At 47.7% G+C, this 23,754-nt stretch carries 20 protein-coding genes and 1 riboswitch; of the genes, 15 read left to right on the forward strand and 5 right to left on the reverse strand.

The genetic code is table 11. The features are described from left to right. Positions 1-83: 83 nt before the first annotated feature. The 3 genes from metE to gpAD87_RS26605 all read right to left on the reverse strand — a co-directional run bounded on the left by metE (position 84) and on the right by gpAD87_RS26605 (position 5,574). Entirely contained in the window at positions 84-2,432 is a 2,349-nt protein-coding gene (metE, locus tag gpAD87_RS26595) for a 5-methyltetrahydropteroyltriglutamate--homocysteine S-methyltransferase (protein ID WP_064641810.1), read from the reverse strand. 220 nt (positions 2,433-2,652) lie between these two features. Continuing rightward, positions 2,653-2,850: riboswitch (cobalamin riboswitch) on the reverse strand. 256 nt (positions 2,851-3,106) lie between these two features. Next, positions 3,107-3,616 (reverse strand): anaerobic ribonucleoside-triphosphate reductase activating protein, encoded by a 510-nt coding sequence (gene nrdG, locus gpAD87_RS26600; protein WP_064641811.1) that lies wholly within the window; start codon positions 3,614-3,616, stop codon positions 3,107-3,109. Continuing rightward, on the reverse strand, positions 3,613-5,574 hold the full coding sequence (locus gpAD87_RS26605; RefSeq protein WP_064641812.1) for an anaerobic ribonucleoside triphosphate reductase: 1,962 nt from the start codon (positions 5,572-5,574) through the stop codon (positions 3,613-3,615). Before gpAD87_RS26605 ends, nrdG begins: the two co-directional genes overlap by 4 nt. Positions 5,575-5,948: 374 nt before the next feature. Here gpAD87_RS26605 and gpAD87_RS26610 point away from each other — a divergent pair, with 374 nt between their 5' ends. After that, a complete protein-coding gene (locus gpAD87_RS26610; protein ID WP_064641813.1) occupies positions 5,949-7,586 on the forward strand; it encodes a hybrid sensor histidine kinase/response regulator in 1,638 nt (545 codons plus the stop codon). A 47-nt stretch (positions 7,587-7,633) separates the two neighbouring features. Here gpAD87_RS26610 and gpAD87_RS26615 read toward each other — a convergent pair whose 3' ends face one another. Next, on the reverse strand, positions 7,634-8,647 hold the full coding sequence (locus gpAD87_RS26615) for a LacI family DNA-binding transcriptional regulator (RefSeq protein ID WP_063567218.1): 1,014 nt from the start codon (positions 8,645-8,647) through the stop codon (positions 7,634-7,636). A gap of 300 nt (positions 8,648-8,947) precedes the next feature. Between gpAD87_RS26615 and gpAD87_RS26620 the strand changes: the two genes are divergently transcribed. Then, the gene (locus gpAD87_RS26620; protein WP_157258575.1) at positions 8,948-10,594 is read left to right on the forward strand and encodes a cellulase family glycosylhydrolase; all 1,647 of its coding nucleotides are present in this window, start codon (positions 8,948-8,950) and stop codon (positions 10,592-10,594) included. 204 nt (positions 10,595-10,798) lie between these two features. Then, on the forward strand, positions 10,799-11,737 hold the full coding sequence (locus gpAD87_RS26625; protein WP_063567219.1) for an aldo/keto reductase family protein: 939 nt from the start codon (positions 10,799-10,801) through the stop codon (positions 11,735-11,737). A gap of 132 nt (positions 11,738-11,869) precedes the next feature. Here gpAD87_RS26625 and gpAD87_RS26630 read toward each other — a convergent pair whose 3' ends face one another. Next, a complete protein-coding gene (locus gpAD87_RS26630) occupies positions 11,870-12,997 on the reverse strand; it encodes a GGDEF domain-containing protein (RefSeq protein WP_064641814.1) in 1,128 nt (375 codons plus the stop codon). A gap of 275 nt (positions 12,998-13,272) precedes the next feature. Here gpAD87_RS26630 and gpAD87_RS26635 point away from each other — a divergent pair, with 275 nt between their 5' ends. From gpAD87_RS26635 to gpAD87_RS26690, 12 genes are all read left to right on the forward strand, one after another. After that, on the forward strand, positions 13,273-13,668 hold the full coding sequence (locus gpAD87_RS26635) for a Fur family transcriptional regulator (protein WP_063567221.1): 396 nt from the start codon (positions 13,273-13,275) through the stop codon (positions 13,666-13,668). Further along, complete coding sequence (locus gpAD87_RS26640) at positions 13,644-14,450, forward strand: winged helix-turn-helix transcriptional regulator (protein ID WP_063567222.1); 807 nt, start codon at positions 13,644-13,646, stop codon at positions 14,448-14,450. Before gpAD87_RS26635 ends, gpAD87_RS26640 begins: the two co-directional genes overlap by 25 nt. A gap of 314 nt (positions 14,451-14,764) precedes the next feature. Next, the gene (locus tag gpAD87_RS26645; RefSeq protein ID WP_063567223.1) at positions 14,765-16,228 is read left to right on the forward strand and encodes a catalase; all 1,464 of its coding nucleotides are present in this window, start codon (positions 14,765-14,767) and stop codon (positions 16,226-16,228) included. Between the two features lie 247 nt (positions 16,229-16,475). Then, a complete protein-coding gene (locus tag gpAD87_RS26650) occupies positions 16,476-16,892 on the forward strand; it encodes a BlaI/MecI/CopY family transcriptional regulator (protein ID WP_064641815.1) in 417 nt (138 codons plus the stop codon). Between the two features lies 1 nt (position 16,893). Next, positions 16,894-17,754 (forward strand): M56 family metallopeptidase, encoded by an 861-nt coding sequence (locus gpAD87_RS26655; RefSeq protein ID WP_064641816.1) that lies wholly within the window; start codon positions 16,894-16,896, stop codon positions 17,752-17,754. A 40-nt stretch (positions 17,755-17,794) separates the two neighbouring features. Continuing rightward, entirely contained in the window at positions 17,795-18,205 is a 411-nt protein-coding gene (locus tag gpAD87_RS26660) for a DoxX family protein (protein WP_063567226.1), read from the forward strand. Positions 18,206-18,429: 224 nt separating this feature from the next. Beyond that, on the forward strand, positions 18,430-19,131 hold the full coding sequence (locus tag gpAD87_RS26665; RefSeq protein WP_064641817.1) for a pirin family protein: 702 nt from the start codon (positions 18,430-18,432) through the stop codon (positions 19,129-19,131). A gap of 48 nt (positions 19,132-19,179) precedes the next feature. Further along, positions 19,180-19,515 carry a hypothetical protein gene (locus gpAD87_RS26670; protein ID WP_063567228.1) on the forward strand — a complete coding sequence of 112 codons (336 nt, stop codon included), beginning with the start codon at positions 19,180-19,182 and terminating at the stop codon, positions 19,513-19,515. A gap of 241 nt (positions 19,516-19,756) precedes the next feature. Further along, positions 19,757-20,710, forward strand: a complete 954-nt coding sequence (locus gpAD87_RS26675) for an ABC transporter permease (RefSeq protein ID WP_063567229.1) — start codon at positions 19,757-19,759, stop codon at positions 20,708-20,710. Further along, positions 20,707-21,675, forward strand: a complete 969-nt coding sequence (locus tag gpAD87_RS26680) for an iron chelate uptake ABC transporter family permease subunit (protein ID WP_269453530.1) — start codon at positions 20,707-20,709, stop codon at positions 21,673-21,675. Before gpAD87_RS26675 ends, gpAD87_RS26680 begins: the two co-directional genes overlap by 4 nt. Further along, positions 21,669-22,427, forward strand: coding sequence for an iron ABC transporter ATP-binding protein (locus tag gpAD87_RS26685; protein ID WP_064641818.1), 759 nt, complete (start codon positions 21,669-21,671; stop codon positions 22,425-22,427). Before gpAD87_RS26680 ends, gpAD87_RS26685 begins: the two co-directional genes overlap by 7 nt. Before the next feature lie 41 nt (positions 22,428-22,468). Further along, positions 22,469-23,455, forward strand: coding sequence for a siderophore ABC transporter substrate-binding protein (locus gpAD87_RS26690; protein ID WP_064641819.1), 987 nt, complete (start codon positions 22,469-22,471; stop codon positions 23,453-23,455). Positions 23,456-23,754: the final 299 nt, after the last annotated feature.

Consider the following 23,754-nt stretch of genomic DNA (forward strand, 5'->3'; position numbering starts at 1 on the left):
CCAGATAAACAAATAGAATGATAGTAAATGAAAAAAGCCTCCGAAGGAATTCGGAGGCTTTTATTTGCATTCTCAAGCTTCGTTTAGATTGAGGAATCAGCGGTTACCCGTTCTCTTGCTGTACGAGCAGCATCCACCATGATGCTCAATGCATCTACGACTTCCGCTTTACCACGTGTTTTCAGTCCGCAGTCAGGGTTTACCCAGAACAGATCTGCTGGCAGCACTTGAAGTGCACGCTCAATCATATTCAACATCTCGTCCTTGCCTGGAACACGCGGACTGTGGATATCGTATACACCGAGTCCGATGCCTTTGTCATACGTATTCTGCTCGAAGCTGCCTACCAGTTCCCCATGGCTACGGGATGTTTCGATCGAGATCACATCTGCATCCAGGTCGCTGATGGCTTCAATAATATCATCGAACTCGCAGTAGCACATATGGGTATGCACCTGCGTTGTTGGTTTTACGGTAGCAGTAGCTAAACGGAAGGATTCCACGGCCCATTGCAGGTACTCATCCCACTTGCTCCGTTTGAGCGGAAGTCCTTCACGCAGAGCTGGCTCATCGACCTGAATCATCTCAATGCCTGCTTGCTCGAGCGCTTCAACCTCGTCGCGAATGGCGCGAGCAATTTGGTAGGATACTTCACTGCGTGGAATATCCGAGCGGACAAAGGACCAGTTCAGGATCGTTACCGGACCTGTTAGCATGCCTTTCACCGGTTTGCTGGTCAGTGTCTGGGCATAGGCTGTTTCTTTCACCGTCATCGGTTCATTGAACAGTACATCTCCGTAGATTACAGGTGGCTTCACGCAGCGTGAGCCGTAGGACTGTACCCAGCCATTTTTGGTGAAGGCAAATCCGGTCAGCTTCTCACCGAAAAACTCGACCATATCGGTACGTTCGAACTCACCGTGTACCAGCACATCCAGACCGATTTCCTCCTGGATAGTAATCCATTCTTGGATCTGTTCACGCACATAAGCGTCATATTGTTCCGCATTCCACTCCCCTTTACGGAAGAGTGCGCGTGCTTTGCGCACGTCTGCCGTTTGCGGGAAGCTGCCAATGGTTGTTGTTGGCAGCAGCGGGAGCGACCATTTTTGCTGCTGCAATTCGCGTCGCTCCTGGAATGACGCGTTGCGGAGCAACTGCTCGTCAGCGTGCACCCCTGCAGGCGCACCACTCAGGCGTGTCCGTGATTCGGACTCACTCAGCAGGCGCACCGCTTCGGTGCTTGCCTGGGCGCGGCGGCTGGCTTCAGCCAAAGCCGCTGCTTGGTCCGCCTGCTTTGCACCGCCGGACAACAACGTGCCGAGCGTCGCTATTTCCTCCAGCTTCTCGTCGGCAAAGGCCAGGGCATTGCGCAGTACCGGATCAAGCGCGCTCTCCTGAGCGGCAGTAACCGGTACATGCAACAGGCTGCAGGAAGGCTGAATGATCAGCTTGCCTTCGGCTGCGAATTCAGCCACCTGCTCCAGCAGCTTCGCCGTCTCTGCGAGATCGGCACGCCAGATGTTGCGCCCGTCGATGACACCGGCGCCCAACCATTTATCCTGCGGGAAGCCATGCTCCCGCAGGCTGGCGAGGTTGCCTTCATAGCCGTGGACCAAGTCCAGGCCGATTGCGGCTACAGGCAGTGCTGTCACGACCGGATAAGCTTCCACCGATTCGAAGTACGTTTGAAGCAGCAGCTTCAATTCCGGTGCAGCTTGTGCCAAGGCAGCATACACCTGTTGCAGCAAGGCTTCATCTTCGGAAGAGACAGCCAGCGTCAGAGCAGGCTCGTCGATCTGTACCCACTGTACGCCTTCTGCTTGAAGCTCAGACAGAAGCTGGGCGTATACGGGAACGAGGCGTGTGACAATCTCTGCAAAGCGTTCCGCGTCATAGCCTTTGGCGAACCGTACGTACGAGTACGGGCCGACTACAACCGGTTTACCTTCCAGCCCAAGCTCCTGCTTCGCTTCGCGATAGGCGGCAAGGGGTTTATTTTCAAGCAATGCAAATGCAGTATCATTATGAATCTCAGGTACGATGTAGTGATAGTTGGTGTTCAGCCACTTGGTCATCTCACAGGCTGTTGCCTGATCATTACCCCGGGCCATGGCGTAATAAGTAGATACGGATACCGGTCCGCCTGAATGGTTGAAGCGCTCAGGAACGACGCCAAACATCGCCGATACGTCAAGAATATGATCATAGTAGGAGAAGTCGCCCACAGGAATCAGATCGAGCTGCTGTGCTTGCTGTTTCTTCAGATCTTGCAACCGAAGTGTGGTCAACTCCTGATGAAGCGTGGATTCATCGATTCGGCCAGCCCAGAAGGACTCCAGTGCTTTTTTCCATTCGCGTCCCGCACCGATGCGGGGGTAACCAAGGTTGCCTGTCAGTACTTGTGGCTGTTGTTGCTGTGATTGCGACATGTAAAATTCCTCCTCATTTATAATAGGTAAACTCATCAAGTTGAAGCTATTGTGGTGTGTTTCTTTTGAAAGCATCAAAAAAAGGCATTCCTTCCGATTCCATACCCCGAGAAACAGGCATCATGAATGACGACTGTGCACAAAGATAGAATGGGAAAGAACGCCTGCTATATGTAGTTGTAGCGGTTGCTCTAACACCTTCCTATCTTCCGTAGGTCATGCGATGCTGTCGAAACAGGCAGGTCTCCTGGCTTGCGGATCATGGTCATATGCATTCCTTCCCGGTGGTTACACCAGTGGATTATATGCACAGACTCCCCGTATACAGTGGCGGGACCGCGACGGATTTACACCGTGCTTCCCTTTTAAGCCTGACCACGCATGTAGCGCGGTAGGCACCTGTTTCCGTGTGCAGAAATGTGCGTACACATCTCTGGCTATGAAATTGGCGACCAAGCATAGATGATAGATTGTATCATGATGCAATCGTCGTATACTTGCTCTTATGCTACCAATCATAGACGATAACCTAAGGGCTTGCAACATATATCATTAATCCGATCGGAAATAAAAAAGTGCTCTATGAATCCTAGATATATTGGCAGATTTGACTCCTTAAAATGAACCATATCATCGCCCACGCTGTGCTTGATCCCCCTCAAATAAAAAAATCGTTACCATGCATCTAACTGCATGGTAACGATTGTCTGGCCAGCCATTGTTGCTCCCACATTAACGATGCGCTGATTACGACTGCCACGAAAAGGAAGAGACACATCACGTTCAGCTGCGATATAAGGCCCGTCGATAATGACGTCGCATAGCCGGGATAACTCCGCCCGTGACGGGTCTGTAATCAATTCCTCATACACAAACCCCGTGTATGCCCATACAGTCAGATCAGGTCGTGCAGCCCGAAGCTGCCGAACCCAGGAGGAGCATTCTGCCGCAGAGAAAAAAGGATCACCTCCGCATAACGTTACCCCTTCCAGCAAGGGATGAGAGGTTACCTCATGCAAAATCTGCTGCTGCCGCTCCTCCGTAAATGGTTCGCCTGCACGGAAGCTCCATGAGCCGGGGCTAAAGCAGCCCGGACAGGCATGACGGCATCCGCTGATGAACAACACGGCACGCAGGCCAGGCCCCTCACTCACCGATTCCGGAATGTAACCATACAGATTCACCGGTGTTTCACCCGGTCTCTCACTTCGGCCTGCTTCGCCCCATTGAAGCGCACTTTATAGTCACCGGTCAGATATCCCGTCACCCGGCGCAGCCGCTGGAAATGCACGTGGGTTTCATGAGCCTCACATCCGGGACATACATCTCCAATAACGCCCTCATAGCCACAGGACGGACAGCGGTCAATCGGATGATTAATGGAGAAATACCCGATGTCCTGGGCCAGCGCGTATTGAACGATTCGTTGGAAAGCGGCGGTATTGGCCCTTACGTTCCCGTCGAGTTCGACATAAGAGATCGCTCCGGCATTACATAGTGAGTGGAAGGGGGCTTCCAATTCAATCTTGCGATAGGCAGGAAGGGAATGATAGACCGGAATGTGAAATGAATTGGTGTAGTATTCCCGGTCGTTGACCCCCGCGATGCTGCCGTATCGCTCACGATCAATCTTGGTGAATTTGCCGGACAGTCCCTCGGCGGGCGTAGCGAACAAGGTGATATTCAGGTTATGCTGCTCACTCATCCGGTCACAGAATTCTCTCATTGTACGAATGATATTCAAGGCTTCTCGATGTACATGGAGGTCTTGTCCATGGTGACGGCCATATAGAGCGGTCATACATTCAGCAAGTCCGATAAAACCAAGGGATAACGTACCATGTTTCAACAGATCGGCGACCGGTTCATTCGGAGCCAATTGTTCACCGCCTTCCCATACTCCTTCCCGCATCATGAAGTCCGATGCTTTGGCAGGCTGGTTCATCTGAATTCGATACCGGTGCAGCAGTCCATCCGTAGCATTGTGCATGACCGATTCCAGCGCCGTATAGAAGCCCGCCCGGTCAGCGATGGCTCTTGCTCCCTGGCAGATCCCATATCGAATGCCGAGCTTCACCAGATTGATGGTGTTAAAGGACAGATTACCTTTGCCGCTCTGACGATTGCGTCCGAAGCGATCAGCCAGTGTGCGTGTACGGCATCCCATCGTTGCAATGATCGTATTGGGATCTTCCGGTTGATAATAGGGCAGGTTGAAGGAAGCATCCACATTGACAAAGTTCGGATACATGCGCCGTGAGGAGCAGGTCACAGCAAGCCGGAACAAATCGTAATTCGGATCTCCCTCAGATTGGTTAATTCCTTGCTTGCACTGGAAAATATGTTGTGGGAACACGGGCGTTTCTCCGTTACCCAGTCCCCGAATGGTCGCTTCCAGCAACGACCGGGACACGAGCCGACCTTCGGCTGAAGTGCACAGCCCGTAGTTCAGCGAAGTGAACGGAATCTGTCCCCCAGCACGACTGCTCATGGTGTTCAAATTATGGATCAGAGATTCGGCAGCCTGTTCGGTCTCCAGTTCCGTTTCTTCACAGGCAAAGGCAAAGGCTCGAGGACACTTCTCCTTTGCTTCATCGCTATCCAGATGCAGTTGCTCATCCTCAATTGGGGCAATCTCCCCAAACAGCCGTTGCCCCTTCCGATAATGCTTACGGAACGAACGCTTCACATAAGGTGCGAGATCCCAGTCGATTTTATTGGCGGATACACCGCCGTACTGGCTGTTTTGCTGGGATTGAAAAATAATGGCCACCAGTGCCATGGCAGACATGATTGTCTGTGGTGTACGAACCGAACCGTTGCCGGTATTGAATCCGGAGGCCAGCAGTCGGTCAAACGGAATAAAGATACAGTTGGTCGTTCCAAGGGCATACTGATCCAGATCGTGTACATACAGATCGCCGTTCTCTACAGCTAGAGCGAGCTCCTTAGGCAGCACATGACGCAGAGCATGCCACTTGGCGGTCTCCGAACCGAGCCTGCTCATCTTGCCGCTGAACGAGTCTCCGTTCAGATTGGCATTCTCCCTCAGCGTATCGGCATCTTCAGCACCAATAATTCGTCTTCCCAGGTCAGATAGCAGATCAGATGCCGGTGGAGAGGCATGCTCAAGCATGTTCATATCAGTTCCTCCTAAATAATGAAATTGAAATTGTATAGGGATAATGTCCATTCATTGAACACTACATGTAGAGTTTCTTTATCCATTTATAAACTATATATTGTTATTTAGGTGTGATAATGATCACATGGGAGAGGCTGATCGACTGTCATGATTTATAGCCCGGAATGATAAATGTTTTCAAAGCTGGAGGGTAAGCGTATAATTTCTATTTACCGTGCAAGTTCAGTTGACGATGCTTGAAAAAAGGATAGAAAACTTCATATATGAATAGTTTGTGACAGCTGTTTTGGAACATTTGATCCCTCGTTAAACGATTGAATCATACTATGGGATACGGATTTGAAGTGCAGCTAAAACAAGAGGGGTGAATCATGGGAACGGTAGGCATTACAAGGGGCTTCTATGAAAATATACAGGAAGCCGCATCCCATATTGTAGACGTATTAAGCGGTATATTAAAGGTGAACACCATCTTCGTTGCCACGAATGATGGCGTGACCAATGTTATTATGGAAGCTTTTAACCGCGAGGAAGAGTTGATCGCCAAAGGTAGTGAACTTCCATTTGAGGCGTCATATTGCAGCCTGGTCTTAAGAGATAAGGGCAGCAGTCTGATCATCACGGATACATGTGAACATCCCCTTACGAAATCAATGGACGTAACAAGCGGACTGGGTAATCGTTTCTTTGTGGGGATTCCCATTATGCGTAGATCCGGAGAAACGTTCGGGACGATCTGTCTGATGGATGATCCTGATTATGTGATCAGTGAAACGGATATGAAAACACTGCAAGCCATGGGCGTTTTTCTCGGATATGTTGTGGATCTGGAAGATACGCTGCAAGTTCAGGAACAGAAGCTGAGTGATTCGGAGCAATTGCAAGAGCAATTGCAGGCAGAGAAGGAACGTGCGGAGTCTGAGGCAATGACCAAGACGCAGATGCTGTCGCTGATGAGCCACGAAATTCGTAATCCGCTGAACGGTATTCTGGGATTAACGGATCTGATGCGTACACCAGATATGTCGGACGAGCAGACAGAATATGTGAATATGATTGAAACCAGCGGTAACATTCTGCTCTCCCTGCTGAATAATATGATGAGTTTTAACGTCAATGACGCAGGCAAAACGGTTGTACACGATGATCCATTTGATCTGGTAGCCACGATTGAGAATACCGTTTATCTCTATGCGGGACTTGCGCTGAGCAAGAACATTGAGCTGGGATTGAACCTTGATCTGAATGTGTCCCAGGTTTTCGTCGGGGATGAAATCAAGATCGGGCAACTATTGGCCCATGTCATTCAGTATGCTCTAGATTCAACACGGACAGGATCGGTATTGGTTACAGCAACCGTAGCTGGTGGAGATGCAGAGGAGGCGGGTACGCTTCAACTCCATGTGAAGTACACTGGTCGCATGTTGTCTTCGGACAATAAGCTTAGATCATTTAACAATTTGGATGGAAATATAAGTACACAGAAGCTGGTAGGAACCAATCTCGGTTTGGCGGTCAGCCAGAATCTTGCCATCCTTATGAACGGCCGTATTCAGGTGCATGGCATGGGAGACAAGGAGACAGAATTCGAGATCTGCCTGCCGCTCCGCAGACATTGGGAACTGCCTCAGCTTGCCAATATTCAGCATCGACTGAAGGGCAAAAAGGTGCTGCTTGCCAAGGACCCTGACATTCTGCAAGGGGCCTCTTCCCTGATGCGCAGATGGGAGATGGATGTGCATATGACCTCAGTTACCACCGAAGCGTACGACTGGATTCAGGAGGGCTTTAAGCCTGATGTGGCCGTTGTGGATATGGGACTGTTGGAGGGCGGTGCTGTGGATTTTGTACACAAGCTGAAGCGCTTGGTTACAGATTCACCGGTCATTGTTCTGATCCCGTATGGCATGCATATCGATCCACATGAAGCGGAAGTCTTCGATGCGGTCCTGACCAAGCCGGTGAAGCAGGCTGATTTGTTGAATGCGTTAAGCATCATTGTGCATTAAGAATATGTGAACATATATTAAACAGGCGCACCTGTTACGGGTGCGCTTTATGTTGTTATTTTAAAGGAAGAGGAAGCTCGAACAAGCAGCTCCGAGTCGACTTTAAATACACGTTTGTCCTGAAAATCATTTGTATTCATCGTATCAATCATCTTCTCCATAAGAATGGCCCCCATCGTATACTTGGGCTGGTTCACCGAACTTAGCGTAGGATGAATGTATTTGCTGATTCGATTGTTGTCCACACCTACGATAGCCAATTGCTCAGGGATGCGTATCCCGTATTCCATACATGCTTTGTATACACCTAGCGCCATCTCATCATTAGCCGCATATACAGCGGAGAAGGACAGGCCTTTGTTAAACAGTCTTTTGATGGCCTCGTACCCACCTTCCTCATTGAAGTTCCCATTCTCGATCAGTTCGGGACGGAACGGAATCTGATGATTGCGCAGGGCCTTCAAATAACCTTCTAGCCGTTCATAGCTGTCAATTGCTTCAGGATAACCGTTTAAGAAAACGATATTTCGATGTCCGGCCTCAACGAGATGCTGAACAACTTCCTGGGAGAATTTCACGTTGTCTGTATATATACACGGGATCTGATCATGTTCGATATATTTGCCAACGATGCCAATGCGATACCCCTTATCCGCAAGCTGGAATAATTCCTCATCCGCCAGCATGGGCGTGATAATGATGACACCGTCAATGGTTCGATCCAGCAGCAAATTAAGATAATCGACTTCTCTCTCTTTCAGGTTATGAGCATCACATATAATGACCTTGTAATGGCGGGCATAGGCGATGTTCTCAATGCCTTTAATAATTTCGGCATAATAGGAGTTGTTAATATCGGGAACGATTACGCCAATTGTCATGGTTCTCTGTGAACGAAGATTCTTGGCTGCTGCGTTGGGGTGATATCCCAATTGCTCGATGGCGCGCATCACCTTATCTTTGGTCTTGGTGCTTACTTTGCTGTGCTGATTAATGACCCGCGATACGGTTGCCGGGGACACACCTGCAATGGCAGCTACATCAATGATTTTGACATCCATATTCTTCACAACTCCAAATAAGTGATTGACAATTAATTCAAATTCATTATAATTCCAATTGAAAACGATTACAAGTTATAACCGATTGAAACAATAATTGGGATAGTGGAGGAATAAAGGGTTTAATATTCAATAAAATGTAATCGATTTCACTAACTCCAGTTGTGATAAATAGCGGACATCCATGGATTGTCCCCCTCGTACACCCGCTGTTTATATAGCATTACCGTTACCTGTCGTGAGTGCTGCATCCTGGTTCAGTCATACCTCAAGATATGACCATTTAAGGGAGGCGTCAACATGTTGAAGAAGAGCACTATTATGCTATTGTGCAGCTGTCTGCTGCTGGGACTGCTGGCTTCGGCCGTAGGTTCACCGAAGGCCAGTGCGGCTTTTGGATCAGGGGATTTCCTGAAGGCTAACGGGACGGTTGTCCGCAATAATTCGGGTACAGGCAACGTGGTAAATATGCGTGGTACAAACTTGGGTGGTTGGCTGCTGCAGGAAGAATGGATGACGCCATCCGGGGCGGTAGATGAATACACGCTGCGTCGCACGTTGACGAATCGTTTTGGTGAATCGGGTGCACAGAGCCTGATCAATGGATATCAGGACAACTGGATTCAGGCTGGTGATCTGGATAACATCAAGAACTGGGGCATGAACGTTGTGCGTGTGCCGATCTATTGGGAGGATTTTATGAACACCAGCGGTGTCATGAAGCCTGATTCGGTTACGTTCCGCAAACTGGATTGGCTGATTGATGAAGCGGGCAAACGGAACCTGTATGTCATTCTCGATCTGCACGGTGCACCGGGAGCCGCCTGTCCATGGCATTCCTGCGGTCAGGAGAATTCCAACCAACTGTGGACCAATTCTACATACCAGAACTGGACTATTCAGATCTGGGAACGGATGGCGACACGTTACAAAGGTAATCCAACTGTTGCCGCGTACGACCTGCTCAATGAACCTCTGGTAACCATGGGAACGGGTGAAAATGCAGCTCAAATCAAGCAAAAGATGGATTTCTATGACCGGATGTACAAAGCCGTCCGTGCCAAGGATGCCGATCACATGATCATCATCGCAGCATTCTTCGACTGGTGGGCAGCTTCACCACCAACGACTCATGGCTGGACGAATGTGATGTATCAGACGCACCATTATCAATTCACGGATTATAACAACTGGGATCTGACCAATTCGGAGATGGATCGCTGGCTGAAGGATATGGCGTCCTATCAGAAGAATTGGAACGTTCCGGTGTTAGCGGGCGAGTTCTCGTTTGGTCAGGATGATCTGACCGAGAAGTGGCTGTCTGGTCTGAATGCACTGAATGCTTCATGGACGAACTGGAGTTATAAGGTCAAAGGCGGCGGAACTTGGGGCTATTACAATAACAACAACAACCCGGCACCGAACCTGAATACGGACAGCGCGGCAACAATTGCTTCAAAATGGAGCAAGTTCACAACGGCGAACTTTGCCTCTAATACTTCGTTCCAGAATGTGGTCAAAAAGCATACGGGAACGGCTCCTTTTACAGAGACATGGTCCAGTCTGAAAGCCAATGCCAACGGCACATTTGTTAGCGCAGAGAATGGCGGTGCAGATGCACTGGTAGCCAATCGGGATACTGCCGGACATTGGGAGCGGTTCAAAATCATCCAGAATTCGGATGGTACGGTATCCTTCCTGTCGATGAGCAACATCAAATATGTGCAAGCAGATCTGAATAATGGCGGGCGCTTGATCGCCTCGGCCACGTACCCATCCACATGGGAGAAGTTTACCCGTGAAGATCTGGGTGGGGGATTGATTGCCTTCAAATCGGTGGCGAACGGTAAATATGTCAGTGCGGATCTGAATAACGGAGGCGTGCTGTCTGCCAATCGTAACGCTGTGGGCGGAGCATGGGAACAATTTATCGTAACAGTTAACTAAGATTAACTAGTGCCCATTCATTAAAATGTGGTGACTGGGTAATATTTGACGCGTGTCGTGGCTCCGCTCTTTTAGCGGAGCTTTTCATATTCATCCCTATCTATTTCCCAAATTCTTCTCCAAAGCCCTTTTAATCCGAGCCGAATACGATACAATAGAAAGGGAACTTCATCATTAATCAGTTTAGAGGAGGATGTGCATTCAATGGAATACCGTAGATTAGGTGGAAGCGGACTGAAAGTAAGCGAGATTAGCCTGGGTAGCTGGCTGACATACGGAGGATATGTGGAACGTGAAAACGCGGTGAAATCAATTGAAGCCGCATTCGATGAAGGCATCAACTTTTTCGATACAGCCAATGTGTACGAGCGGGGTGCAGCAGAAGAACTGCTGGGGCAGACGTTGAAAGCGTATTCCCGCGATTCCTATGTCCTTGCAACCAAGGTTTTTGGCAAAATGGGTGACGGTCCAAATGACCAAGGGTTATCACGTAAACATATTAAGGAACAATGCGAAGCCAGCTTGCAACGGCTAGGTGTTGATTATGTAGACATATATTATTGCCATCGCTATCATACCGAAACACCGATTGAAGAGACACTGCGAGCACTTGACGATCTGGTGCGTCAGGGCAAGGTGCTCTACGTAGGTGTTAGTCAATGGACCGCGGCACAGATGGAAGCTGCGCTGGGTACTGCTGACCGCCTGTTGCTGGATCATATCGTGGTGAACCAGCCGGTATACAACATGTTTGACCGTTACATCGAAAGTGAAATCATCCCTTTGGGTGAGCGCAAAGGTATTGGACAAGTCGTCTACTCCCCGCTTGCACAAGGATTGTTGACCGGGAAATACACTTCGGTGTCCGATATTCCCGAGAACAGCCGGGCAGCGAAGCTGGGATGGGATGAAGGGAAAATTAATGCTGACCGGATTGGCAAGGTTCGCCAGTTGATTGAAGTGGCGGACAAGCTGGACTTGAAGGTTGGTCAATTGGCTCTGGCGTGGATTCTGCGTCAAAATAACGTGTCCAGTGCGCTTGTAGGGGCAAGTCGCCCTGAGCAGGTGAAAGAGAACGCTGCCGCTTCCGGTGTGAAGCTGGATGCTGCCATCGTTGAAGAAATCGAACAAATCTTAGCTTAAGGCGAACTCAACCTCACAGGTTGCTTTTTACCCGTACGCGAGTTGATTCGAATGCTGCAAAATGGTGAGATAAGAAAGGGATGTCCTGGCTAGCCTGATAGGCTATGAGGACATCCCTTTTTTGGCTTGAGATTAGAATGGGCTTTGGCCGCCGGAGAGCGACCTGGAATGCAGCGGAATGGCACATACGCGGTTCCTGCCCGTATTCTTGGCTTCATATAATGCACGGTCTGCCTGTTCAAAGAAATCGTTATCATCCCGGTCGTCGCAGTGATCCGGAAAAACAGCGACCCCTATGGAGATGGTCAGCCGGATCGTATTGCCATCAGGCAGCGCAAAATGGTACTTCTCGACCGATTGTCTGATGGACTCGGCAATGGCCATGGCTTGGTGATGACCACAATCGAGCAATAGTATAGCGAATTCCTCGCCTCCGTTTCGAGAGACGATATCCGCTGAGCGGGTATGCTCAATGAGCAATTGTCCGAGTTGTTTCAGGACCGCATCACCTGAAGTATGACCGAAAGTGTCATTTACTTTTTTGAAACGATCGATGTCGATGACCAACAGGGATAGTTTTTGCTTGTACTCACGAGCCCGTTCCAGTTCCAACTCAAGTGATTTCTCAAATTGTCTGCGATTACTGAGATTGGTAAGATGGTCGGTGGTTGCTTTTCGTTCGAGCAGGAACAACATCTCATTCGATTTATTAATGAATTCTGCGATGAAATAAATAAAGATTCCACCGACAAAAGAAATGGTCATCTGTAAAGGATATACTTTCATTAATGAGTTCATGCTGGTTGTATTCAGCATCAGGATCACAAAGATCAGCGTCATACCCAGCAGGTTCATGGTAATAATTTTGGTTAATCTCGACCAGGGAGCATAGGCAAAATATACACCGGACAGTCCGATGATCGTCATGACGAATGCTGCATCGATGGCAGCGGATGACATTCCAAACATGACAATACGCAGGATGGAAATGACAAGTCCCGAGATGACCGAAGCCAGTCCTCCTAAATATACGGCTGCTGTGACGATAGCCAAATGACGCAAATCCACAATGGTAGTTTCATTTAAAGGAAAGGAATAATTCATCAGTACCGTTCCATAGATCCCGAACAGCAGACCACCGATCATCTGAACACGCATCGAGGGAAAGGGCACGCGGATACGATAGAATTTGGCTATGATTCCGGACACATACATGAACGTGATCATGACACAGAGATTGACGAAAAACGTGCTTAGCAACAAGCATCCCCCCTTTAGCGCACATTACTATATTTTAGCTGAAAAGCAGTATAGTAGCGAACCATATTATCCCAAATGAGAGCAACGGATGCTTAGAAGAGGCTTGGCTATAAGTATTCATGAATAAAATAGTCGGATATTGACTTCATTGTGCAATGAGATTTATACTTAATCTAAATCAAAATTGATTTTAATGTTTCAGGGAATCATAGCAATCAGTAGATTGCTGTGTCATCTTATATACTATTGAATGGGTTAATAAAGGAGAATTGCTGGTGAGAACTCTAAATCTGACGATACAGCGTCAAGCCGTTTACGATGTAGTCCGTCATTCCGAAGACCATCCAACGGCAGCAGAAGTGATGAACCGTCTGGTGGAGCAAGGTTATAATTTGGCTTATGGTACGGTATATAATTCACTCCGATATTTAACGGATAAAGAATTGATTCGAGAGCTCAAGTTAGGCGAGACGGCCAGTCGTTATGATGCCCGCATGGACGATCATCAACATATTATGTGTGAAGTATGTGGCAAGGTGGATGAAGTTATGACGGAAGTTCCTCCGCAATGGATGAAGCAAGTCGCGGAGGAAACCGGGTATGCGATTGATCACGCTCATGTGGTCTTTGGAGGTGTCTGCGCGGAATGCAGAAACAAACGGGTCAAGTAAAAATCAACCTGTCCGGTCGTCGTTTGCCGCTCCGGGTCAAGCCTGCCCTTGCGGATCCAACTCCCCTTGTGGATAATTGCCCGGTTACGAGACGGGTCATTCTGATTAGTCCTATGCCAGGGCAAGTACATGAGCTGGTTAAGGCACTTACGGATAGCTGCTTCGATGTGCTGGTGTTCCACCGCTGGGAGCCTGATTTGCATGAACGGCTTGTATTTGATCTGTTGATCTATGACCTGTCTGTTGCTGGAACCATTGATGCTTTTGCCGGTATCAGCAGCCGATTGAATCGTGAAGCGGAACATGCAACACCCTGTCTGTATCTGGTGGGGGAGAAGATGATTGGCAGTGCCAGTGGCCCGATGCTTCAGGAGGAATTACTGGTCTGGCCGGCCCGTCCGCAGGAAGCGTTGTATCGTGTGCAACGCATGATCGGCAATAGTCCTGCAGCACCGAAACGCGGATTTCTACCTCAGGAAGGCCAACGCATTGGTTTCAAGGATCTATGGCTGGATCGTGAGCGGATGAGCGTGCACCGGAATAATGACCGCATTCACCTGACCAAGACAGAGTATGATCTGCTGCTGAAGCTGATTGATGCCAAAGGTGCAGTGATTTCCCGTGAGGAGATGCTCAGCGATATTTGGGAGACTGATTTTACGGGTGGAAGCAATGTGGTGGATGTTCATATCAAAAGCTTGCGCAAAAAACTTGGCGATAACGCGGCTTCGCCTCAATATATAGTAACGGTAAGAGGAGTGGGCTACCGCCTGGCGGATTAGTCCGCTTTTTTTGTTTGGACACATTGCGCTGTTCATGTCACTCGTATGCGGGTATATCCACTAGAGAGAGTAGATCAAGCAATCGGAATGGATCAATGCTCATCTTACTCCAAGTTGATGTTCATATTTCATTCATGAAACGAACAAGAAACTCATCTTAATCTCATACGAACCTCATGCAAGGGGCGAGTGGGACATGTTAGAATCAATTTAACAGTTAGATCAAGTCTAAATGTATATTTAAAGCGATGGCGAATATGATTTTAATAGAGTATATACAGCAGGCATGAGACCAACATGAGGAGGATAACGATATGACAGAACGCATGACAACCAATCAGGGCGCACCCGTAGGTGACAACCAAAACTCCCGTACCGCAGGAAGAAGAGGTCCCACATTACTTGAGGATTATCATCTTCTTGAGAAGATCGCACACTTTGACCGTGAACGTATTCCGGAACGGGTCGTTCATGCAAGAGGTGCTGGCGCACATGGCGTGTTTACGCTGGAGAAGAGCATGAAGGCTTATACGACAGCCGATTTCTTACAAGACCCGGGCACAGAGACGGATGTACTGGTGCGGTTCTCCACGGTAATTCACGGTACGGGTTCACCGGAGACAGCGCGTGATCCACGTGGTTTTGCCGTGAAGTTCTACACGCGTGAAGGGAACTATGATATTGTGGGTAACCATTTGCCCGTCTTTTTCATCCGTGATGCCATGAAGTTCCCGGATATGGTTCATTCCCTGAAGCCTGCGCCAGATACGAATATCCAGGACCCTGCACGCTACTGGGACTTCATGACACTGTCACCGGAGTCGACTCATATGATGACTTGGTTGTTCTCCGATCTGGGTACGCCAGCAAGTTACCGTGAAATGGATGGATTCGGCGTACACGCCTTCAAATGGATTAATGCTCAAGGGCAAGTCCATTATGTGAAATACAAGTGGGAATCGGCTCAAGGCGTGCGAGGCTTCTCACGTCAAGAGGCAGCTGAGGTACAAGGACAGGATTTCAACCATGCCACCCGAGATTTACACGATCATATCAAAAACGGTCAATACCCGCAGTGGAAGCTGCAGGTACAGTTGCTGAAGCCGGAGCAGATGGATGATTTCGCCTTCGATCCGCTCGACCCAACCAAGACTTGGCCGGAAGATGTACTACCGTTCCAGACGATCGGAACCATGACATTGAACCGTAATCCACAAAACTTCTTCGCAGAAGTGGAGCAAGCAGCCTTTTCACCAAGCGCTTTGGTGCCTGGAATTGAGCCTTCCGAAGATAAATTGCTGCAAGGTCGTCTGTTCTCTTATCCGGATACACAGCGCCACCGGCTCGGACCGAACTATTTGCAGATTCCGGTGAACTGCCCTTATGCTCCGGTTCGCAATCATCAGCGTGATGGATTGATGAATGTGAGTCAGGACCCGTCCCCGGTAAATTATGAACCGAACAGCTCGGGCAACAGCCCGGAAGAAGCACCGGAATACCGTGACAGCCAGGTTCCGTTAGAGGGTCATGTTACGCGTGAGAAAATAGAGAAAACCGATAACTATACGCAGTCAGGGGAATTGTTCCGTTCGTTCACGGCGGTGGAGCAGCAACATTTGCTCGATAACCTGATCAATGACCTGAAGGCAGTACCGGAACAGACCCAGCTTCGTGCTTTATGCCATTTCTTCCAGGCAGATGGACAGCTCGGTGGTCGTTTGGCTCACGGACTTGGTGTGGATATCTCCGCATTTATGCCCTCACAGGATCGCAATTAAATAAAGCACTGATTTCATCATTATTTCAGAAATGAATAATCGATTTATGAATTAGACCGGGCAGGACTGCAGAATAGCAGACCTGCCCGATTTTTAGTCTTTTTTTAGCTGCAAACCGAACTTGTGCATCAAAATGATGTTCTGAAATGGAAAACATATTTACAAATCATTTACAATAAATAGCTGACATAGAGGTTGACTTCTCGTTTGTTGGCACTACAATGAGTAGTGTGAGGGGTGTCTGAACATGAGAATACACAATTTTAAAGTGGGTGAGCGTGGGCTGAACCGGTTTTTCGGTCCGCTGGAGGCGAAGATTATGGACATTCTATGGGCGCGTCCAGGCAGCAGCATTCGCGAAGTGCAAACCGCACTAGAAAAAGATAAAGACGTTAATTTCAATACAGTCATGACGGTGATGAATCGCCTCGTGGACAAGGAGCTGCTCCACAAGTCGCAGAAGGGCCGAACGTCACTGTACCATCCGGTACAGAGCAGGGAGGAGTTTATGAACGACCAATCCAAGGAATTGTCACATGAGTTGGTGGATGAATTCGGGGCACTTGCTGTGAATCACATGCTGGATGCGCTGGATGAAGCAGATGCAGGGCTGATTGAGCGTCTGGAGCAGAAGATTAAGCAATGGAAAAAGGATAGCGGTTGACATGTGGAAGGCCCGCTCGAAGCTGTTGTTTACCGTCGGGTTTGGCATTCCGTTATTCGTGTTCATGCAGATGTTCATGTACGCGATGTACAAAATATTTGGCTGGGACATTCCGTTTAATCTGCTCTGGCTATGTAATCACTGGATGAGCAGGCTGGGTTGGTTGTCCATGGGGCATGTTCTTATGGCACTGGTGCTCCTGACGTTTGCCGGTACAGGCTGGCTGCTGTTCGATCGCATGATCAAGACAAGTGCAGCGGTACGGAAGCTTCGGTCGTTGGAAGACGGGGCCATGTCTCGTAAACTTGAGGTGCGGTACCGTCATCTCAAACAACCTCGATTCATTGTGGTGGACAAGCCGTCACAGGTTGCATTTACGATTGGTCTGTGGAAACCCTGTATAGTGCTTTCCACAGGGCTGCTCATGATGCTGGATGCTGAAGAAGAAAGAGCAGTTGTGTACCATGAGGTGCATCATCTGTGGCATCGTGATCCACTCAAGACGACCTTGCTTTCGGTATTTGCCGTGATGATGCCTTATATTCCGGTGTTGAAGCATACTTCAAAACATTACAATATCATTCGAGAAATTCTGGCTGACAATGAAGCGATTGAACGTACAGGGAACGCTGCGGGCATTGGTAGTGCACTGCTCAAACTGATCCGAGCTTGCCCTGAACCTTGGAGGATTAGAGAGACAGCTATTCAATCGTCTTTTGCCGATACTTCGGTAAATGTACGTATTTCCCGTCTATTAGACCCGGAACAGGATGTTACGCTGACGCTTCCCCGCTATGCGGTATTCATTTCTGCCACAGTGATCCTGCTGCTGTCTGTCTTGTTTGTTTGGTCAATTGGTTGAAATTTAACGTTGAACTTAAACTCCAAGGAGGAAGATGAATATGAATAGAAGTGTGGAGATTGGGTTATTTTTCTCAAGGATCATGATTGGTCTCATCTTTGTATTACATGGTTGGAGCAAATTCGAAGGTGGAATTAGCGGTACAGTCGGTTTCTTTGAAAGTATCGGCATTCCTGGTTTTCTGGCATCGGTTGTGGCGATCATTGAATTGGTGGGTGGTGCAGCCATGATTCTGGGGTTAGGAACACGTGTATTTGCTGCATTGTTCATCGTAGTTATGGGTGGGGTTCTGCTTACTGCCAAAGTAGGGCAGCCGTTCATGAGTGGTACCGAGTTTGATTACCTGCTGCTGGCGGGTTCATTGACACTACTCTTCACAGGCAGCCGTTTCCTGGCGGTGGATCATTTCTTCTCTAGACAAGGGAACGCTCGACAGAATGTGAGTGCATAACGGGTATATCACCATCCAGTAGGGATGGACTAACAATTTCATTCAAGCAGGTATATCCTGTATAGAAGCCTTTTCTCGCTAGTTCGGATACGCGTAATTATACGTGTGAACCATTCGAACCGGGAGAAGGCTTTTTGTTTTGGACGAAAAGCCCATCGATTTGGTACAATGAGAATAAGTATGCTACTAAGAAAAAATAAGAGAACATATAGGAGGATGTCTTTATGATTAATGTCATTCCATCCGATTCCCGTTCCAGCTTCGACCGGGGCTGGCTGCGCGGCAATCACAGCTTTTCCTTTGGTGAATACCAGGACCCGGAGAATACTGCGTTTGGACCCATGCGGGTAGCTAACGATGATGTAATTGCCCCTGGTCGTGGTTTCGGGGCACACCCGCATAGTGATATGGAAATTGTGTCCATCGTGCTGAACGGGAAGTTGCGTCATGAAGATAACCTGGGCAATGTGGCTGTTACATCATTTGGTGGAATTCAGCGCATGTCAGCAGGCAGCGGCATGATCCATACCGAACACAATGCCTCCGATTCTGAAGAAGTGCGTATATTACAGCTTTGGTTCATGCCACATACGAAAGGGCTTGAGCCGTCTTATGAGACAACTTCTTTTGATCCAGACGCACTCACGGGAGCACTCGTACCCGTGGTATCCCCTGAAGGTGGGGCGCGTATCGCATCCATTCAACAGGATATGACCATCTATCTTGGCCGATTGGCTGCAGGTCAGACCTTAACATATGAACAGGCTGCAGATCGCCGCATGTACATTTTTGCCATTGAAGGAAAGCTTGGCTTGAACGGAGAGTATCAGCTAAATGAAGGGGATACGGCTCGTGTGGAACAGACGACATCCATGAACCTGGATGCAAGCGAGGACGCTTTCTATATGTTGATCGATCTGCCCTAGATTACCGAAATGGATTGAAACTCCAAGATCAAAGGAGGAATTACGTTTATGACGCAGCAGGAATGGTTCATGGTTAAGCATGCAGTGACAGGGCGAGGGTTAGTGAACAGCAAAACAGATTCGATGTCCTATCGCTATCAAAGAGAAGGCACTGGGTTTGTTTTTACCGTTACGGGTCTGGAACAACAGGTGGTAGATAGCATTATGGAGCTTAGACAGGAGCTCAATGTGTTTCGATTTGTACAGCGTAAAGATCAGCCCTTGGTGAAGCACTGGTATTACGTTCAGGGAGACCGGGTGCAGTATGATGGAGAAAGCCATACATTGACGATATATGCGGAATCTGAGATCCGCTATGTTCCTGAAGATTATTTTGCCGACTAACTGAATCATTAAAAAGACCTTCCAATTGGAAGGTCTTTTTCCTTATATACAATTAAACTTGAATTATATGTGTTTCAGGTTGTTTCATGAAATTTAGAATAAGAGAAGCAGAGAAAGGTTGACATGACGAAATTAATATCGATATAATTACTCTAATTGATAATGAGTATCAATATCAAGTTGAACTAAGTAGAGCTGCTACAAGTGTTTTACGGCTATTAGTGAGGGGATTAGTAGAGAGATGAAGTTAGGCTATATGTTGATCGTGCTGGCTTTTTTGTCTATCGTATACCTGTTTATTGGCAATTCAGCAATTTCGCCCATGGATATATTTCATTTGACCCCAGTCCAGCTTCAGGTGTTACAAGTCAGTCGTTTTCCCCGTCTAGTCAGCATCCTTGTCGCAGGTATCAGTATGAGTGTCATTGGACTGATCATGCAGCAGCTGACACGCAACCGATTTGTTTCTCCGACAACGGCCGGAACAATGGACTCAGCCCGATTGGGTATCCTCGTTACTTTGATGTGGTTTCCCGGTGCTTCTCCACTGCAAAAAATGTTGGTCGCTTTTGCCTTCGCACTGGCTGGAACGCTAATTTTTATGCGGATACTGGAGAAAGTCAAATTCAAGGATACGATATACATTGCTCTCCTTGGTTTGATGTTTGGCAATATTGTAAGTTCAGTCACGACTTTTTTTGCTTACAAGAACGATTTGATCCAGAACATGTCGTCCTGGCTGCAAGGTGACTTCTCCACTATTATGAAGGGACGCTATGAACTGATTTATATCAGTATTCCGTTGCTTATTATCGTTTATCTGTTCGCTAATCGCTTTACACTTGCGGGCATGGGTGAAGATTTCTCTACCAACCTTGGACTGGCTTATCGCAAAGTGGTTAATCTCGGACTGATTCTGGTTGCGATGGTTTCAGCCGTCGTCATTATTACCGTAGGTACAATCCCGTTTCTGGGTCTTGTAGTACCGAATATTGTGACATTGTATAAGGGTGACAACTTGCGGGATACATTGCCTCATACGGCAGTACTCGGTGCGATTTTTGTTCTGGTCTGCGATATTTTGGGTCAATTGATTATTTATCCTTATCAGCTGTCCATCAGTTTGACTGTGGGCGTTGTGGGCAGCGTGCTGTTCCTGTATTTACTGCTTCGAAGAAAGGCTTATGAATCATGAGAATGAAGTATACGGCGAATACCTGGAAGTTTGGCATTTTGATTGCAGCGGCAGTGTTGTTAATTGGTGTATTTCTGGTCATTCAATCCGGGGGCAACTGGGATTATATTCTGCCTCGCAGAGGGAAAAAGATTCTTGCCATTGTGCTCACGGGTGCCTGCATCGCGTACTCCACTGCCATTTTTCAAACGATAACCAACAATCGAATTCTTACGCCTGGCATTATGGGACTCGACTCCCTGTATATGTTGTTTCAGACCTTTGCCGTGTTTGTGTTTGGGAGCACGCATATCAGCTTTGTGAACAAAAATCTTAACTTTGCGGTATCTGTCCTGTTAATGAGTCTGTTTGCTCTACTCCTGCATCAGTTCATGTTCCGTAGAGAACGGGGGCGCAATATCTATTTGCTGCTGCTCGTTGGCCTTATTTTGGGAACGCTGTTTCAGAGCATGTCCTCCTTCATGGAGGTGCTGATTGATCCCAATGAGTTCCTTGTGCTGCAGGGCAAGATGTTTGCGAGTTTTAACAATGTGAATACCGATTTGCTGATCATCTCAATGGTGGCCATTATTTTGATCCTGCTGTATGCACAGAGGTTTACCAAATATCTCGACGTACTATCCCTCGGCAAAGATCACGCGGTTAATCTTGGCGTGGACTATCAATACATCGTGAAAAGGTTGCTGCTGGTTGTGATGGTTCTGGTGTCTATCTCCACAGCGCTGGTCGGCCCAATCATGTTCCTGGGACTGCTGGTCGTGAATCTGGCGCATCAGATATTCCGATCACATCGTCATAAAGTGCTGATCTGGGGTTCAGTCATTATAGCCGTGGTTTCATTGGTCGGTGGACAGCTCATTGTAGAGCGAGTATTTACTTTTGCCACTACAGTAAGTGTCATTATCAATTTTGTAGGCGGTGTGTACTTCATCTATTTACTGCTAAAGGAGAATAAGTCGTGGTAGAAGTCAGAAATGTAACCAAACAATACGGCGGCGTCCGGGTAGTGGATGACGTATCACTGAATATTGCCAAAGGAAAAATCACTTCATTTATTGGTCCCAATGGTGCAGGCAAAAGCACACTGTTATCCATGATCACCAGGCTAATCAGCAAGGATACAGGACAAGTCCTGATCGAAGGGCAAGAGATCGAAGGCTGGAAGAACAAGGATCTGTCCAAAAAAATATCAGTTCTCAAACAATCCAATCACATAAATATCAGGTTGACTGTGGAGGATTTGGTTGCTTTTGGCCGTTTTCCTTATTCACAAGGAAGACTCACAGCAGAGGATCGGCAGTGGATTCAGGCAGCCATCGATTATATGGAGCTGGCTCCATTCCGCAAAAAGTATTTGGATGAGCTAAGCGGTGGACAGCGACAGCGGGCTTACATTGCCATGGTTATCGCGCAGAATACCGAGTATATTCTCCTAGATGAACCCTTGAATAATTTGGACATGAAACATTCCGTGCAGATTATGAAGGTGCTTCGCAAAATGGTGGATGAATTGGGCAAGACGATTGTTATTGTCATTCATGACATCAATTTTGCCTCCTGTTATTCAGACTATATCGTTGCACTCAAAGATGGGCGTGTCGTGCAGGAAGGTAAGACGGAGGACATCATTAATACAGATGTATTGCAGAAAGTATATGACATGCACATCCCTGTGCAATGGATTGATGGGCGTAAGATTTGTGTGTATTTTGCTTGAAAAAGTTAAACTAATATAGAGAGAGCGAGAGGTGTCTATTTATGAAAAAGGGTTGGTTGTTTACGTTGCTTGTGGTGTTGTCGGTTGTTCTGGCAGCTTGCGGTGGAAGTAAAACAGCAGAAAATACAGGTGCCAGCAGTGGCACAGGATCAGAAGCGAATGCAGCAGCAGATCAGTCCAATGATGAAGTCGTCATTAAACATAAACTTGGCGAAACAACAGTGAAGAAGAATCCGGAGAAAGTGGTTATATTCGACTATGGTGTGCTGGATACATTGGATCAGCTTGGGGTAGAGGTTGCCGGTGTACCTCAGGAGGGAGTTCCCTCTTATCTGGAAAAGTATAACGATGCAAAGTACGCCAATGTTGGCGGTTTGAAAGAGGCTGATTTTGAGAAAGTAAATGCTCTGAAGCCTGACCTGATTATCATCTCAGGACGACTGCAAGACTCCTATGAAGAGCTGAGCAAGATTGCACCGACCATTTATATGGCGGTAGACACGGAAGATTATATGAACTCCCTGACTTCCAATGTGAAGACACTTGGAGAGATCTTTGGTAAAGAAAAAGAAGCAGAAGAGGCACTGGCATCCATTGATACCTCTGTTAAAGCTTTAAATGATAAAGTAACGGCTGCTGGAAAGAATGCACTGGTTGTTCTGACGAACGAAGGCAAATTGAGTGCTTATGGTGCAGGTTCCCGATTTGGTATCATTCATGATGTGTTCGGTTTTACTCCGGCAGATGCAAATATTGAAGTGTCGACCCATGGACAAAGCGTTTCATTCGAATATGTTATGGAGAAAAATCCGGATTATCTGTTCGTGGTAGATCGGAGTGCAGTGGTTGCAGGCAGTGGTGAGGCAACGCCTGCCAAACGGGTGGTCGAGAATGATTTGGTCAAAAATACGACTGCTTATAAAGACGGACACATTGTTTATCTTGACCCGGATTACTGGTACTTGTCTGGCGGTGGTTTGGAATCCATTCAGGAAATGATTAAAGAAGTGGACAAGAGTATCAATTAAGTGAATGAAGATTTGATGCAAACTTTTTGATGAAGCCCCAAAGGTCTCTGTAATTCATACAGAGGCCTTTTTTGTTGTCTGAAATGAAGAAGCCATTGGAAATTTTATAAAAAGACCACATAATTCTGCGCGCTCTGGCACAAGCTACCTTGTATAAAAAAACAGGAACGGAGGGGCGGCATATGGCGGACAAAACATCAGGGAAAGATGGTTCCAAGGATTCAGAAAAGAAGAAACACATCCCCTTAGGGCTGCCGTCTCCCCCTATTCTGAGGCAACCGATAGGCCTTTCACATGAA

The sequence above is a fragment of the Paenibacillus sp. AD87 genome (assembly GCF_001659845.1).
GTDB lineage: Bacteria > Bacillota > Bacilli > Paenibacillales > Paenibacillaceae > Paenibacillus > Paenibacillus marchantiae.